15 protein-coding genes are annotated in these 15284 nt (G+C 33.3%); 7 read left to right on the top strand and 8 right to left on the bottom strand.

The features are described from left to right. Positions 1-43 precede the first annotated feature (43 nt). The 3 genes from ILYOP_RS13055 (at position 44) to ILYOP_RS13045 (ending at position 4544) form a co-directional block, all read left to right on the top strand. Positions 44-2101 (top strand): TRAP transporter permease, encoded by a 2058-nt coding sequence (locus tag ILYOP_RS13055; RefSeq protein WP_013388973.1) that lies wholly within the window; start codon positions 44-46, stop codon positions 2099-2101. Between the two features lie 498 nt (positions 2102-2599). Beyond that, positions 2600-3721 carry a sensor histidine kinase gene (locus ILYOP_RS15550; RefSeq protein WP_187288122.1) on the top strand — a complete coding sequence of 374 codons (1122 nt, stop codon included), beginning with the start codon at positions 2600-2602 and terminating at the stop codon, positions 3719-3721. Further along, the gene (locus tag ILYOP_RS13045) at positions 3696-4544 is read left to right on the top strand and encodes a response regulator (protein ID WP_013388971.1); all 849 of its coding nucleotides are present in this window, start codon (positions 3696-3698) and stop codon (positions 4542-4544) included. Before ILYOP_RS15550 ends, ILYOP_RS13045 begins: the two co-directional genes overlap by 26 nt. A gap of 151 nt (positions 4545-4695) precedes the next feature. On the opposite strand, the gene ILYOP_RS13040 is transcribed toward ILYOP_RS13045, so the two are convergent. The 4 genes from ILYOP_RS13040 to ILYOP_RS13025 form a co-directional block, all read right to left on the bottom strand. Then, complete coding sequence (locus ILYOP_RS13040) at positions 4696-5136, bottom strand: YaiI/YqxD family protein (protein WP_013388970.1); 441 nt, start codon at positions 5134-5136, stop codon at positions 4696-4698. After that, positions 5137-6039: a mechanosensitive ion channel family protein gene (locus ILYOP_RS13035; protein ID WP_013388969.1), complete on the bottom strand. Its 903-nt coding sequence runs from the start codon at positions 6037-6039 to the stop codon at positions 5137-5139. Between the two features lie 637 nt (positions 6040-6676). Then, the gene (locus tag ILYOP_RS13030; protein WP_013388968.1) at positions 6677-8143 is read right to left on the bottom strand and encodes a mechanosensitive ion channel; all 1467 of its coding nucleotides are present in this window, start codon (positions 8141-8143) and stop codon (positions 6677-6679) included. A 189-nt stretch (positions 8144-8332) separates the two neighbouring features. Next, complete coding sequence (locus ILYOP_RS13025; protein WP_013388967.1) at positions 8333-8797, bottom strand: FKBP-type peptidyl-prolyl cis-trans isomerase; 465 nt, start codon at positions 8795-8797, stop codon at positions 8333-8335. Between the two features lie 146 nt (positions 8798-8943). Here ILYOP_RS13025 and ILYOP_RS13020 point away from each other — a divergent pair, with 146 nt between their 5' ends. The 3 genes from ILYOP_RS13020 (at position 8944) to ILYOP_RS13010 (ending at position 11052) form a co-directional block, all read left to right on the top strand. Continuing rightward, a complete protein-coding gene (locus ILYOP_RS13020; RefSeq protein WP_013388966.1) occupies positions 8944-9660 on the top strand; it encodes an HAD family hydrolase in 717 nt (238 codons plus the stop codon). A gap of 123 nt (positions 9661-9783) precedes the next feature. Then, on the top strand, positions 9784-10053 hold the full coding sequence (locus tag ILYOP_RS13015; RefSeq protein ID WP_013388965.1) for a heavy-metal-associated domain-containing protein: 270 nt from the start codon (positions 9784-9786) through the stop codon (positions 10051-10053). A 591-nt stretch (positions 10054-10644) separates the two neighbouring features. Continuing rightward, a complete protein-coding gene (locus ILYOP_RS13010; protein WP_013388964.1) occupies positions 10645-11052 on the top strand; it encodes a SoxR reducing system RseC family protein in 408 nt (135 codons plus the stop codon). 60 nt (positions 11053-11112) lie between these two features. Here ILYOP_RS13010 and ILYOP_RS13005 read toward each other — a convergent pair whose 3' ends face one another. Then, positions 11113-11952, bottom strand: a complete 840-nt coding sequence (locus ILYOP_RS13005; protein WP_013388963.1) for a CvfB family protein — start codon at positions 11950-11952, stop codon at positions 11113-11115. A gap of 202 nt (positions 11953-12154) precedes the next feature. Here ILYOP_RS13005 and ILYOP_RS13000 point away from each other — a divergent pair, with 202 nt between their 5' ends. Next, entirely contained in the window at positions 12155-12886 is a 732-nt protein-coding gene (locus ILYOP_RS13000; protein ID WP_013388962.1) for a metallophosphoesterase family protein, read from the top strand. A gap of 54 nt (positions 12887-12940) precedes the next feature. On the opposite strand, the gene ILYOP_RS12995 is transcribed toward ILYOP_RS13000, so the two are convergent. From ILYOP_RS12995 to ILYOP_RS15545, 3 genes are all read right to left on the bottom strand, one after another. After that, positions 12941-13471 (bottom strand): chromate transporter, encoded by a 531-nt coding sequence (locus ILYOP_RS12995; RefSeq protein ID WP_013388961.1) that lies wholly within the window; start codon positions 13469-13471, stop codon positions 12941-12943. Further along, the gene (locus tag ILYOP_RS12990) at positions 13468-14034 is read right to left on the bottom strand and encodes a chromate transporter (protein WP_013388960.1); all 567 of its coding nucleotides are present in this window, start codon (positions 14032-14034) and stop codon (positions 13468-13470) included. The genes ILYOP_RS12995 and ILYOP_RS12990 overlap by 4 nt, the downstream gene beginning before the upstream one ends. A gap of 106 nt (positions 14035-14140) precedes the next feature. Further along, complete coding sequence (locus ILYOP_RS15545) at positions 14141-15265, bottom strand: HD domain-containing protein (protein WP_013388959.1); 1125 nt, start codon at positions 15263-15265, stop codon at positions 14141-14143. Positions 15266-15284 lie beyond the last annotated feature (19 nt).

Genomic DNA, 15284 nt, shown 5'->3' with positions numbered 1-15284 from the left:
AATTCATAAATTTTATTTATGAATTTTAGGAAGGAGAAATAGAATGTCTGAAAATGATGAAAGTATAGCAGAAGAGCTTTTGCTAGAAGAAACTGGTAAAATAAGAAACAACAGAAAAATAGATAGAATATTAATATCTGGGATATCAATTTTATGGGCGGTATTTCAGTTGGCATTACCTAAATTTTTAATACTAGACAGTGTTTCTACAAGGGCTGTACATCTCACATTTGCAGTTGTATTAGCTTTTTTAAGTATTCCTGCAGTTAAGAAACCCCTGAAAAAATTGAAGTTTTTACACAGAATAGACTATATTCCGCTGTCTGACATGCTGCTTGCCTTTGTGTCTATAGGGGTAATCCTTTATATAATTTTAGACAAGGGAGGGATAGCGTCGAGATCTGGGATGCCAAACCAGACTGACTATATTTTTGGAACAAGTACAGTTATAATTGTACTTTTAGCAGCATATAGAATGATCGGGCCGGCCTTGCCGATAATATCCATACTGATATCAACATATGCCTTTATGGGGCCTAATATGCCCGGAATATTTGCTTTCAAAGGGGTGTCCCTTACAAAATATATCAGTCAGATATCTTTATCCACAGAAGGGATATACGGAATCCCGTTGGATGTTTCAGCAAACACGGTATTTTTGTTTGTACTACTTGGAGCACTCCTTGATAAAGTCGGGGCAGGGCAGTTTTTTAACGATCTATCATTCTCTTTGTTGGGTAAATACAAGGGTGGACCTGCAAAAGCCTCTGTTGTATCAAGTGGCTTAAGTGGACTTATTTCTGGATCAAGTATAGCAAATGTTGTTACTACGGGAACCTTTACAATTCCTTTGATGAAAAAAGCCGGATATCCCGCCAAAATAGCTGCAGCTACAGAAGTTGCCGCAAGTACAAATGGTCAACTGATGCCACCTATAATGGGAGCCGCCGCCTTTATCATAGCCGAATATCTAGGAATCTCATATATAGAAGTGATAAAAGCAGCAGCGGTGCCGGCCTTTGTATCATACTTTGCTTTATTTTACATAACTCATTTAGAAGCTTTAAAATTGGGCTTAAAGGGTCTTCCAAAAGCCGATCTTCCTAACTTTTTTAAGACGGTTAAATCAGGGGGACACTATTTGATACCTCTTGGGATGCTAGTATATGAACTTATGGTAATGAGACATTCTCCAAAACTTTCAGCTTTCAATGCTATAATGGTTTTATTTGTTGTGGCTCTTGTACAGGAAATATTCAGATCCAATAAGAGGGGTGAAGGATTTGTAACAGGATTAAATAACGGAATAAAACTTATTACAAGTGGACTAATAAATGGGTCTAGAAATATGATGGGGGTAGCCCTAGCTACAGCTGCAGCCGGTATAGTGGTTGGAGTGGTTTCCATGGGAATAGGTAGTATGATAGTACAAATAGTAGAAGTGCTATCCCAAGGAAATATTTTCTTACTTTTATTCATAACAGCAATTGCGAGTCTAATACTTGGCATGGGACTTCCTACTACTGCAACTTATATAGTTATGGCTTCAATTACAGTTCCTGTGATTATCAAACTGAGTGCAGTTTATGCACTTAATCCAGTAGCCCCAGTAGCTGCACATTTATTCTGTTTTTACTTTGGAATTTTAGCTGATGACACTCCACCTGTGGGACTAGCTGCATATACTGCAGCAGCAATAGCTGAATCTGATCCCATTGCAACAGGTGTTCAAGGATTTATATATGATTTAAGAACAGCTGTAATCCCATTTATGTTTGTGTTTAATCCTGACCTGGTTCTTGTAGGGATAGATAACTGGCCTGAAGCGTTACTAATATTCGGGATGGCATGTTTGGGAGCATTTGCATTCACAAGTCTTGCTCAAGGGTGGTTCCTTGTTAAAAACAGGTGGTATGAATTACCGTTATTTGCAATTATAACAGTAATTTTGTTTTTTCCAGGAATAATACCCATACTGTTTAAACTTCCTATGGAAAGTAGATATTACTATTATGGTATCGGCCTGATATTATATGGAGTAGTCTATTTGATGCAAAATGTTAGAAAAAAAGGTGAATTAGCGGCATGCATGAGTGAGTAAAAGTTATATCAAAATAACAAGGAAACTATACTGAAGAATATCTTTCTTATATCTAAAGATAATCAGAGAAAAAACTACTACAAGTATTGAGAAAAAAAAGAAAATTCTTTTTTAGAAAATTTAATCACCTCAAATAGTGATGTGCTTTATATGGCACATCACTTTGTTTTTATTTATTTCTAAAGTTTCAAAAGTATTTGATTTTTTTTGATTTTGATTACGGGCAAATTTAGTGTAAATGAAAATATTAGCACTTTTAATTTATACATGATTATTATACAATGTAAAAAATATTATGAAAAAGAAGGCGGTTAGATCACATTGATAAAAAAGAGTGACATAAAAATTCGAAATATCTTTATTGTTTCTATGGTAGCTATTTTGATAGGGCCATTTTATATAACTCCATTTAACACAAATTTTTATCTTACATTATTACCAATTTTTTTATCACTTTTTTTAATTTGTTTTAAGAATGATAATGTCGTGGTCATCTCAATGTCATTGGGGTTATCGACTTTTTTATTTCGGTCTATTGTTTTTTACCTGAGCAACGAGGTTCCGTTAGAAAATGTATTTACTCAGTATACGCCGTTACTGGTTTATTATCTATCATTTGGGATTTTATTTCAGAAATTAAAAGTAAGGCAGATATTAGATAATCCATTCAATGCTTTTCTGAGCATTTGGGCATGTGATTCTATATCCAACGTTATAGAGGTTTCAACTAGGCAGATCTGGAGAGTTGTTGATTTTAGTACTATATTAAGCAAGATTATGCTTGTAGGAGCCATAAGAACATCGATTATACTATTTATTTATTATTTGATAAGATATTTACTTATCAAATTTCAAAAAAGTGAGCGAGATAAATATTATCATGAAAGTATTATGTTTATTTCAAAATTAAAAACAGAACTCTTTTTTCTGAAAAAATCCAGGGATAACATTGAAGATATGGTTGCCTATGTACATCATTATTATGAAGTCACTGAAGATGAGAAATTAAAGACTCCTTTTTTGAAGATTGCCAAGGATATTCATGAGATAAAAAAAGATTATCTGCGGGTTATTGCAGGTATGGACACTATTTTTCACTCTGATACCAATATAAAATATATGACCAACAAAGATATTTTAAATATTGTGGCTGATAATGCATTGAAATTAATAAAAAGCAAGGATAAAAACATAGCCTTGTCTGTACACTATGACCAAATATTTTTGACAAATGACTTTTACTCAATTATATCTATTTTAAATAATCTGACAATTAACAGTATTGATTCCATCGAATCTTTTGGGGAGATAGATATCGAAATGACCTTTAAAGACGAAGAGATAGAGATTACTGTTGTCGATACCGGAGAAGGAATCCCAGAAGATAAAATGGAGGTCATTTTTAAATCTGGGTATACTACAAAGTATGACGCTGAAACAGGTAAAATGTCAACGGGATTAGGGCTTTCCCATGTTCATAATATTGTTACAGAATCTTTTAATGGAGTTATTAAAGTGGAATCTAAAATAAAAAAGGGGACCAAAATGATTATTGATATTCCGAAAGAAACACTGATGAGAGGGGGCGAAACCGATGACAACAATTTATATAGTAGATGATGATCCTAGTATTGTTACTATTTTGAAAGATATTTCAAATAAATATTTTAAAGGATCGCTCATCGGGAGTTCCTCTAATGGCGAAGATGCAATTGAAGAGATAAAAATGCTCAAGCCTAATATAGTGTTGTTGGATTTTTTGTTACCTGATAAAGACGGTCTTCAAGTTATAAAAGTCATAAGAGAAGAATACGATCAGGGGATTATAATGATTTCCGAAGTGTCAGACAAGCAGATGATCGCAAAAGCCTACAAGAAAGATATAGAGTTTTTTATATCTAAGCCTATTAATGTAGTTGAGGTTGTTTCTGTTATAAAAAAAGTGATAGAACATCTAAAAATAAAAGGTGCACTGAGTCAATTTGAAGATGTACTGAGTATACTGAAAAATAACTTGGGATCAGAAGAAAAACCTGCGATTAGGTATGAGGAAAAGTTAAAAAAACTATATAGTAAACTGGGTATAATCGGTTCTAGCGGTTGTGAGGAACTGATTAAGGCGGTTATATGGTCTAAATCACAAGAATCAGATTATTCTTTGTCAGATATGTACAAGGCATTAATCAGTGATGAAGATGGAATTCAGCAGATAGATGCAGTGAAAAAACGTATTGGTAGGGTTATTACAAAGGCATTTAAATCAATGGCTTCCCTGGGAATAGAAGATTCTATGAACCCTCTTTTTGAAGATTATGCCAGCCAATTATTTGATTTTACCGAAATGAGAAAAGAGATGAAAAATATAACTGGAGAGTCAAAACAACCCGGTAAAATACATGTTAAACAATTTATAGAAAGCAGTCTCGTACTGATTGAAGATTAAAATTTTGATGATTAAATGCTCTTTTTTAAGAGAAAATATATCTGGCTAAAAATTTGGCAGCTTTATCAGAATATATTTAAATAGTAATTTAAGTTAATTATGAGATATAAGCAGTAAAAAACAGCTGTAGAAAGATGCTTACAGCTGTTTTTTACTGCTTTTTTTCAATGATTGAGACAAGTATTTTTTCAAATTCTTTGTCTTCATTGCCAGTTCTTTTTTTAGGACCTTTGGTTCTTCCACCTGCTTTTCTTATTTTCTGACCCATATGTCTCTGAAACATAAGGGACTCGATATTGAAAATCGTATAAAGAAACCCTTTTGGGTGGATCACTCCTGAAGCTTTCTGGAGAAGTATAGAGGCTAGTCCGTAGTCTTGGGTAACTACGATGTCACCCTCTATACAGGTGGTGATTATTTTGTGATCCACTGAATCCATACCCTGCACCACCTTTATCACAGTGAAATCTCCGTATATTTCATGGGCTTCATCTACTACCATGATCAGTTCTATTCCGTGTTTTCTAGCCTGATCTTCACATATTTTCTTTACAGCTTTGGGACAGGCATCGGCATCTATTATTATTCTCATCTAAGTCTCGCTTTCGTCAGTATTTTTATATTGTTCTTCGTCTTTTTTAAATACAATAGTTCTGTAAGGAAAAGGAATCTCTATCCCCTCACGATCAAATCTCTGCTTTATACTTTTATTCAGATCACATTTCATTACAAAGCCAGATGCACTGTCTCTAGACCATACCCAAGCCTTTAAATTAACAGAAGAGTCTCCGAATCCTACCACTCTAACATTCACAGGAGGCATTCCTTCATTTACCTCTTCAAAAGTTCTGTTATCAAAAAATGCTGGATGTTTCATAGCTTCTTCTCTTATTATTTCAATGGCCTTGTCCTCGTCAGAGTCATAACTGATACCTATTTCTAAATGGTTGCACACCTTATCTTCTACTATATTTGAGTTTTCTATTATTTCATTACTTATAACCGAATTTGGGATTATTATCCTTTTGTTTTCAAATGTTCTTATCATGGTGTGCCTGAGAGTGATATCCTCTATCATTCCAAAGGTTTCTTTTCCGATTAGTTTTACTCGATCTCCGATTCTAAAGGGCTTGAAAATGGCTATAAAAATCCCACTTACTATGTTTGAAAAAGCCTGTTGAGATGCAAAACCGATAATAATGGCGAGGACACCGGAACCTGCAAATATGGAAACCACTAAACTTCTAAATGAAGGGATGGTGTACACTGCAGACAAGAGACCGATAAAATAGATTATCCCTGCCAAAAAGTGTTTGATGAAGGTAAATTGTGTGGGGTCAAGCTCCCTAAGTTTATGATTGCTGTCCATTACCTTTCTAGAAATTTTCACGAAAAACAGAGTCAGCATAACCACTGCTGAAAATATTAGAGTTCTTATGATTAGATTTAAAATTATTTCTTTACTGAATATCTCTAAAAATGTATCTGCAACCATTTTTTATCTCCTTTATATAAATTAATTTTTTAAATGTATTTCAAAATCAGATCATTTAGTAAATACTATATATAATAACATTAAAGTTAATAGCAATCAAAAAAATTAATTTTTTACCGGTTTTTCAATAAAATATCTTAAAACTGATTTTTAAATGTTCGCATTGATAGTTGTGATATTTGTTTGCTACAACTTATCTATATTTATACAGATTTTGAATAAAGTATCCTCTAATTTTGTTCTCTGGATACTTTGGGCTATATTTTACTTTAAAGTTTTACAATTTTTCTATTGTTAAATTGGGAGTCGGGATAGACATTGTGATGAAGATCGGAGTAAATAAGAGTATGTATACTTCAACTAAGTATTATAAATTTAAATCTAGTTATTTGTTTACCAGAGAGTTTCTTTAGAGTCGGCAGCAGAAGGGTTAAGGAATACTTTCAAATAGATTGAAAGTAAGAACTAAAAGAGAAACCGAAAACAGTAACTTAAATAAATTGTGATTTAAAAAATTAATATATGTTATTTAAAAGTATGTGGAAATACTCTAATCAAGGCTTCTGAAGTTAGATTCAGTAAAAAAAAGAGCTCTAAGTATCAGATACTTAAAGCTCCCCTTTATTTTGTTTATAGGTTATTGTTGCTGTTCATCTTTTTCATTTAACTTATTGTCTAATTCATTTAGTTTCTTAGCAGCTAGATCTCTACCACCTATACCAAAGGCGATAGCCAGAGCGATTGCAATAGCTCCTATAGTGAATCCGAAGGCCATGTTGATTATCTCATTTGCAATTCCCATCTGTCTTAGTCCCATAGCTCCAACAAAGATAATAATTGAAGCTTTTGAAAGAGCTGCAAGACAGTCTTTGCTTTTCATTTCTGATTTCTTGATAATATCAGAAGCAAAGCCTGCAATATATACGCCTATTGCAATTATTAATAATCCAAGGAATATTTTTCCTAAAAGCACAGTGAGACTGCTGCTGAGGTCTTTTAGCACGGTGAATTCAAGTATATCTATGGACTGTATAATAGCAAGGTATATAATGGTAATTTTTACAGCTTTACCTACAAGTTTTGAGTAAGTATCTTCTTTGGCTTTCATACCAGTTTTCTCTAGGTGTGAATCAAAATGAAGTCCCTTAAGAAGACTTGTAATTATGCCCTCTATAAGTTTTGCAAAGAAAGTAGCCACAAGAAGAATTATAACAACACCGGCAATTCTAGGAAGATAGCTGAATATTACCTCTATCATCATTACCACTGGTTCTGTTATATGCTGTAAACCGATGTATCCAAGAGACGCTGTTATAACAGGTATTAAGATTAGGATATACACGATATTTGCGATAATTTTACTTAAATTTCCCTCAAATACTTTTTTACCGTCAATTTTTAATCGTTCATCTAAATTGAATGATTCTAAGATTCCAGTTAGGATATCTCTGATCTTAAAGGCGATAAACCAACCAAGCACTAGGAAAATTCCTGCTGCAAGTATATTCGGAAGTTGCTCAAGGAGTTTGCTCAGCATATTGGTTACAGGTTCTAAGATTCCGTCTAGTTTTAAGGCAGAAAGGACACCTGGTAAAAAAATCAAAAAGATAATGAGGTATACAACGTCACCTAATATTTTTGTTACAGAAGTTCCTTCTCCTACTTTTAGTTTTTTGTCTAATTCTATCTTATCAAAGATTTTTACAGTGAAGAATTTACCTAATTTTGCAAATATCAGGGTGATAATTAGTAAGAAGACACCACCGAGAATATTAGGCATATATAAAAATATAGAATTTAGAAAACCTGTGAGAGGTTCTGTAAATTTACCTAAACCTAGTTTCTCTGCTGCGGCAACTATTATAAAAATAACAATCAGATAATAGATAGCCTTTACAATGACATTGAAGAAGACCTGGGACTGTTCCTTTTTATCTTCGGAAATTTTCCCCTGAATGAATTTGGATTTACTGATAAGAGCTCCTATTTTTTTGGCAATAAATGAAGCTATTATCAGTCCTACCACAACTATCAGAATTACTCCGACAATTGAAAGTAACTGACTGGATAAAGTAAATTGAAACATACTTTTGAAATCAGACATAATATTCCCTCCTCTTTTACTTATAATACTTACAATAGATATATTCTTCAGGAGATAAAATTCCTTCAAAAAACTTAATTTTATCAAAAAAATAAGATTTAAAAGGCCTTTAAGAAAGGGATTTAAGTGAAATTCAGCAAAAAAAAAACAGGCTATAATATTATAGCCTGTCTGACTGCTGGTATTTATTTAGAAGTGAACGTGACCGTGCTCTAATTCCTCTTCTGAAGCGTCTCTTACTTCAGTCACCTTAAGATCAAATGTAAGGTTTTTACCTGCAAAAGGGTGGTTTCCGTCTACAAGAACAACGTCATCTTCAATTGATTTTATAACGAATTCCATAACTCCTTCATCTGTTTCAGCCTGGAAATCCAGTCCTTCATAAATATCATCAAATTCTGAAAAATCTTCCTTTGACATTTCAGAGATAAGATCTTCATCGTACTGCCCATATCCCTCTTCAGGAGATACGATTATTTTTGATTGGAATCCTTCAGTTTTCCCCTCTAAAATTTCTTCTATTTTTGGAATGAAATCTCCAATCCCTTGAATATATGCAAAAGGGCCAACTTCTTTTGTATCTTCTAGTATATTTCCATCTTCGTCACTAAGAATAAAATCCAAAACTACAACTTTGCTCTCTTCTATTTTCATTAAAACACCCCGCTCTAAAATAATACTCCAAAAGGAGCTTAATTAATGATAACATATAGATGATAGATTTTCACTATAAAATTAAAGGAATTTCTATTTTTCTTCATAACTATTATATTAACTAGAATTATTGAGGGGGACTCACAATGACAGCAGCATTTTTTGATATTGATGGTACCATATACAGAAATTCTCTCCTTATAGAGCATTTTAAGAAACTCATAAAATATGAACTCTTGAATATTCAAATGTATGAGGACAGGGTAAAAAACAGTTTTAAGCAGTGGGATGAAAGAACCGGAGATTACGATAAGTATCTCATGGGACTGGCAGATACCTATGTAGAAGCCATAAAGGGAATATCCTTGAAATACAATGACTTTGTGTCAGATCAGGTTATGGATCTAAAGGGAAACAGGGTATATACGTACACTAGAAATATGATAAAATTTCATAAGGAAAAAGGACATAAGGTGATATTTATATCAGGAAGCCCGGACTTTCTTGTGTCTAGAATGGCTCAAAAATGGGATGCCGATGACTACTGCGGAACAAAATATTTTTCAGAAGACGGTAAATTTTCAGGAGAGATATCTCCAATGTGGGATTCTGAAAATAAGATAAAGGCAATAGATCATTTTCGGGAAAAATATAATCTAAATCTAAATGAGTGCTTTGCCTACGGAGACACCAAAGGAGATCTCAGCATGCTGAGAATAGTTGGAAATCCCAGGGCTGTAAATCCGTCTAAGGAATTGTTTAAAGAGATCAAATCTGATGAAAATCTAAAAGAAAAGACTGAGATAATAATCGAAAGAAAAGATTTAGTCTACAGAGTATCTGCAGATGTGGAAATTTTGTAAGCCTGGAGTATTCCGGGCTTTTTTCATATATAAGTTCATTATTCTTAATTTTATTGACTTTAAATAGGGTGTGTGGGTATAATTTATAAAAGGGTTGAATAATATAAGCAGGAGGAAAATAAGATGAAGAGAATAAAAATAGAGGGAATGATGTGTGATCATTGTGTAAATGCTGTGACTAAGGCATTGAATGGTATAGAGGGCATAAATGAAGTAAAGGTTAAACTAGAAGAAAAGGAAGCTTTGATTAAAGGGATGGTATCTGAAGAAATTCTAAAAGAAGCAATAGAAAAAGAGGGATACACAGTGGTGTCTATAGAAAATATAGATGATAGTGAATTTGAAGGTGAGAAAAAATCCGGAATTTTTTCCAAGTTTTTTAAGAAAAAATAAAGATTCAGGTGACATAATCTTTGTGATGAAAACTTCACTGAGGCACAACTAAAAAGGATAAGCAATTCTAGTTACTGCTTAAATAAATTCCAATAAATTACTGACTTTATCCAAAATCTGTGTTACTTTCTTTGCTTGCCCAAAGAAAGTAACCAAAGAAAAGGCACCCCTAAAAAATACCTAAAATCCCTTCTGAACTAACTTTCTATTGAAATATAGTCGGTAAACCTCCTTATTTCAATGAAAGTGGATTTCACAAGATGATTTCTTAACGGTATTTTTTAAAGGGGAATTTAAAATCTTTAAATAATTTTTTTAATCTTTTGAAATTCTTTCGGCCATTGACAAAATCAGCGTTAAGAATGACTAAAAGAAATCTCTAGAAAAAATCAACTGTTTGAGCGCAGCGAGTTTTGATTTTTACTTAGATTTCCGAAGGCATTTAGCTTATTTTTCACAGGCCTTGATTTTTGGTTACTTTTCATCAAGGAAAAGTAACGGAACTTTGGATAAATTCAATAATTTAATTTAAAATAATAGAGCAACTTAGGGTAAATCATATATTTTGTTTTTTTAAAAGAGGTGTTATTTATGCAAAAAGAAGGGATAATACTACAAATAGAAGATGATACAGCCTATGTAAATGTAAAGCCTGCCCATAAAGGAGGGTGCGGAAGCTGTGGAAAATGTAAGGTAAAGAAAGATGAGTTTGTTATAGAGGTTGATCTTCCTGACTTTCCTGTTGATTCTGGAGACAGAGTTCTCCTTGAGATGGAAGACAGTTCTGTGTATTCAGTGGGACTTTTTCTTTATGTTGTGCCTCCACTTTTTATGATAATGGGATATCTCATAGCACAATTTTTTGGTGCAAAAGAGGGCCTTGGAATATTTATAAGTTTTCTTTTTCTCATAGCAGCCTTTTACCTAATAAGATATTTTGACACCAGCAGAGGGGAAAAACTCATTAAAAAAAATATGAAAATAATAAAAAGAATATGAAAAAAACCGCCTCTATACTCAGGCGGTTTTTTAAATTAAACGTATTTGATATTACTGTTATTATTTGACTTTAAATCCATCTTCTGTTTTTGTCACAAGACCGTTTTTCAGAAGACTTCCCATGGCTCTTTTAAAGGCCTTTTTACTCATACCAAGCATTTTTTCTATTTTTTCTGGTGAACTTTTGTCATTTAGAGGAAAGGTATTTCTATAGAGTTTCATCTTTTCAATAAGCTTTTCTGCATCTTTGTCCATCTGCTGGTGCAATAATGCTCTAGGGCTAAGATCAAGTTTACCATCTTCTCTTACTCTGATAACTCTTAGTTCTAATTCCTGTCCTACTTCATATTCTTCATAGCATTCACTTTTTGGAATAAGTCCGAAATATCTGTCATCTACCGCAACGAAAACCCCGATATCTTTCTGAATTCTGTAAACTGTAGCTGAAACAAGATCATTTGACTTATAGTCGTTGCAAGGCAGAAGGAATTTATAAATCTGCATAGTGGCAGAAAGTCTTCCTTTTTTGTCTTCGTATAGACCTACGAGATATTTATTTCTTAATTTTAATTTTCCCTCTTCTTGACCCCTAGGAAGCAGGATATCTTTATTGAGTCCCCAGTCTAAAAAAGCCCCTATTTCAGTTATATCTACAACTTCAAGTTTTGAAAGTGCTCCTACAACTGCATAGGTTTTTCTTAGTGTAGCTATTAGCCTGTCCTCAGAATCACGGTAGATAAATACATCTAGGTAGTCTCCAGGTTCCACCTCAATATTTTCAATCTCATTATTAGGTAAAAGGATATTATCTTTAGGATTGTCCGTCTCAGCGTCCATATAAGCACCGATACTCGCAATATTATTTACTTTCATCTTTTGTCTTTTTCCTATTTTTATCATATTACACTCCTTTGAATAACAAATACCCTGTATTATACAATTATTTAATAAAAATTACAATGTAAAACTTATGTTGACTGTTTATCCAAGTCTTTATAAGACATTAAAAATAACTCTTTCTAATATACAGAATAAAAAAAATGGATTATAATAGATTATAGCATAGATTTTTTTAATATCAATTTTCAAAAGGAGATAGATTATGGATAAAATAGCTGTCATATCAGATATTCATGGAAATATACCTGCTTTGGAAGCTGTTTTAAAAGATATAGAAGATAGAAAAATATCTAGGATATTTTGTCTTGGGGATCTTGCAGGAAAGGGTCCGGGTTCTTGTGAAACAGTTGACATTATAAGGAAAAAATGTGAGATAGTAGTCAAAGGAAATTGGGAATATTTTATCTCAGAACAGGAAGATAATGAGTTTGAAGAAGTACTGTGGCACAGAGGTATACTAGGAAAAGAAAGACTAGAATATTTGAAAAGCCTTCCACTATATCAAGAGTTTTACATGAGTGGTAAATTAGTCAGAATATGTCACGCCTCACCTAAAGATGTCTTAAAAAGGGTACATGCCTCGGCAAGTTATGTTGAAAAGGCTGAACTCTTTGAGGCTCCAGAAGATTCTGAGCTTGATTCAGATGTTATAATATACGGAGATATTCACGGAGCTTATTCCCAGTGTTTTGATCAAAAGATGATATTTAATGTAGGAAGTGTGGGGAATCCTCTCGAGTTTACATTGGCATCCTACGGAATTATAGAGGGAAGTTATAAAAGCCTTGAGGAGGGAGCTTTCTCTATATCTATTGTGAGAGTGCCCTATGACATAGAGCTAGCTGTCCAGTACGCCATAGAAAAAAAGATACCTGACTTAGAGCATTATATCAACGAGCTGAGGACAGGGGTGTATAGAGGAAAGAAAAAATAAAAAAGGAGTCTTGCCTGTAATAGGTTAAAGACTCCTTTTTATTTTGGAAAAATCTTATAAAAAAATTATTCCAGTTATAGCCGAAAGAAAAATAATGTAAACTGGATTCGTCTTAAATTTTCTAAGGATAATAAAGGCAAAGATCGAAATAAGTATAGGGGTGATGCTGATTTTATGATCTATAAAATATGTATCCCTTCCAATGGTGTATCCGGCATAACTTATTAACCCGATAGTGATGGGTTTTATACCAAAAAAGAATGCATCCTTATAGACATTTCCCTTTAGTTTTATAAGTATGGCAGAAAGTATGAGGATTATAATTATAGATGGGGTAATTACCCCTGCAGTGGCGGTTACTCCTCCCCAAAATCCGCAGAGTTTGTTTCCTACATATGTAGCAGAGTTTACCCCTATAGCTCCCGGAGTTATCTGGGCTATTGATACTAGGTCCAAAAATTCCGGTACAGTCATCCAGTTTTTTCTCAAAAGTTCCTGCTGGATAAGTGGAAGCATGGCCAGTCCTCCCCCAAAGGTAAAAAGACCGATTTTAAAAAATGTAAAAAATAGATTAAAATAGATCATTTTTTACCACCACCAAGGTATTTCATAGTGAACTCAGGAAAAAACCTGTAGAGCATAATACCTGTTACAGATCCAAAAATAATAAGGGTAATAGGGGATAACATAGATAATATAAGTGCTGTCAGGCTTATGGTGAGAAGAATTATTCCCACTATGTTATTGGCTCCAGATCTAAAAAGTCTGAGGAGTGAGTTTGCCATTAGAGCCAGAAGACCTGCCCTGACTCCAGTCAGGAATTTTTGCACCAGGGCAGATTCAAAACTTTTGGAAAAAAAAGTTACTATTATAGATATGACAAATAGCGAGGGTAAAACCACAGCAGCTGAAGCCACCAGGGCACCTTTTACCCCGCCGGATTTTCTTCCTACAAATGTAGCGGTATTTATGGCTATAACTCCAGGAGTCATCTGTGCTATAGATATTATTTCTAATAGTTCATCTTCATCTATCCATTTTTTATTTGTGATGATCTCTTTTTCAATAAGGGGAATCATGGCATATCCTCCTCCGAAAGTAAATGCCCCTATTTTGAAAAATGACCAAAAAATTTCCCACAGAATCATAAAGTCTCCTTACAAATACTTTTATTTTTAAAGACATTATATCTAAAAAAAAATAAAATTCCACCATTGATTTTTAATTGTGCCATAATAGAAAAAACCCGGAGACTTACTCCGGGAAAACTTCATAGACTTTATTTTTGAATTTTTCATACAGCGAAAGTGACTCCAAAGTTTCTGAATTATTCTCAAAAATATTTAAAAGTTCGTAATAATACCATCGCTGTTTTTCTTTCGGTGCATTAAATCTTTTCCACACATGGTTTCCTGCTTGTTTGTAGTCGGCACTGATACATGAGATATTGTGAAATTTATCTGCACAGGCTACTATTATCTCTTCTGGCGTAGCATCCTTTTTTAAAAAGTCAATCTCACATTGTTTTCTCGTCTCCCATGGAAGACTCTTATCTTTATCTGAAAGATGAAGGACTATTTTTGCCACTTTTTTACCAAATTTTGTATTTATGTCTTCATAGGTGATATGAGAGTCTTCTATAGTGTCATGGAGAAGGCCTGATAAAATAAGGTGTTCTGGGCATCCCTCTTCCCTTAAAAGCATAGCCACCATGACAGGGTGAACAATATAGGGGGTCGTCGTTCCTTTTCTGCATTGATTTTTGTGTGCCTTTGTAGCCAGAGTCAATGCCCGCTGGAAAATATCTACTTTGTTCCACTGGGACTCTGTGCTTATCTCGATATATTTTTTCTGACTAATAATATGTGGATCAAGGTTAGTGAATTCATCGGCATAGTCTTCAGGAAGTATCCAGACTAATTTTTTGGAAATATATAAAAAATCATCTCGTAGTTCTTTGGTGTCATTGAGGCAGTCTTTGTTTCTAGACATATTAAATATAAAAACAATATCAGGTTTGAAGTTTAAGGTGCTTATAAAATGAATAGGATTTAAAAGGCTGTAGTCTGTACTTTGAGGCTTGATAGAGTTTATGTATTTTTTGAATTCAACTCTGGAATTTTCTGAAAAAATTTCCATATTTTCGATTTTTTCTGTTGCCAGGATGAGGTGGTAGTTTGTGTCAAAGGATTGATACTCATTTAATGTATTTAAAAATTTGTTGATAAAAGTTTTAACTTTACGATTAGAGGTTGTGCCCCCGGTATTAATTATTAATAAGGGATTCTTAAATTTTCTGGTTCTGAAACCAGATATCTGTTTTATTATTTTTTTTTCAAAATCTTTTAATTCCTCTTGGGAAATTATATTTTTTTCCAAGTTTTTCCCCCCTATAATT

This window comes from Ilyobacter polytropus DSM 2926 (genome assembly GCF_000165505.1).
GTDB lineage: Bacteria > Fusobacteriota > Fusobacteriia > Fusobacteriales > Fusobacteriaceae > Ilyobacter > Ilyobacter polytropus.
This window is presented reverse-complemented; position numbering and strand designations above follow the sequence as displayed.

Bases quoted from the DNA above. Each gene is read 5' to 3' on its own strand.
- ILYOP_RS12995 (WP_013388961.1), bottom strand. From the start codon at position 13,471: ATGATCTATTTTAATCTATTTTTTACATTTTTTAAAATCGGTCTTTTT.
- ILYOP_RS12990 (WP_013388960.1), bottom strand. From the start codon at position 14,034: ATGATTCTGTGGGAAATTTTTTGGTCATTTTTCAAAATAGGGGCATTT.
- ILYOP_RS13055 (WP_013388973.1), top strand. From the start codon at position 44: ATGTCTGAAAATGATGAAAGTATAGCAGAAGAGCTTTTGCTAGAAGAA.
- ILYOP_RS13000 (WP_013388962.1), top strand. From the start codon at position 12,155: ATGGATAAAATAGCTGTCATATCAGATATTCATGGAAATATACCTGCT.
- ILYOP_RS13040 (WP_013388970.1), bottom strand. From the start codon at position 5,136: ATGAGAATAATAATAGATGCCGATGCCTGTCCCAAAGCTGTAAAGAAA.
- ILYOP_RS13020 (WP_013388966.1), top strand. From the start codon at position 8,944: ATGACAGCAGCATTTTTTGATATTGATGGTACCATATACAGAAATTCT.
- ILYOP_RS13025 (WP_013388967.1), bottom strand. From the start codon at position 8,797: ATGAAAATAGAAGAGAGCAAAGTTGTAGTTTTGGATTTTATTCTTAGT.
- ILYOP_RS13015 (WP_013388965.1), top strand. From the start codon at position 9,784: ATGAAGAGAATAAAAATAGAGGGAATGATGTGTGATCATTGTGTAAAT.
- ILYOP_RS13030 (WP_013388968.1), bottom strand. From the start codon at position 8,143: ATGTCTGATTTCAAAAGTATGTTTCAATTTACTTTATCCAGTCAGTTA.
- ILYOP_RS15550 (WP_187288122.1), top strand. From the start codon at position 2,600: ATGTCATTGGGGTTATCGACTTTTTTATTTCGGTCTATTGTTTTTTAC.
- ILYOP_RS13010 (WP_013388964.1), top strand. From the start codon at position 10,645: ATGCAAAAAGAAGGGATAATACTACAAATAGAAGATGATACAGCCTAT.
- ILYOP_RS13045 (WP_013388971.1), top strand. From the start codon at position 3,696: ATGACAACAATTTATATAGTAGATGATGATCCTAGTATTGTTACTATT.
- ILYOP_RS13035 (WP_013388969.1), bottom strand. From the start codon at position 6,039: ATGGTTGCAGATACATTTTTAGAGATATTCAGTAAAGAAATAATTTTA.
- ILYOP_RS13005 (WP_013388963.1), bottom strand. From the start codon at position 11,952: ATGATAAAAATAGGAAAAAGACAAAAGATGAAAGTAAATAATATTGCG.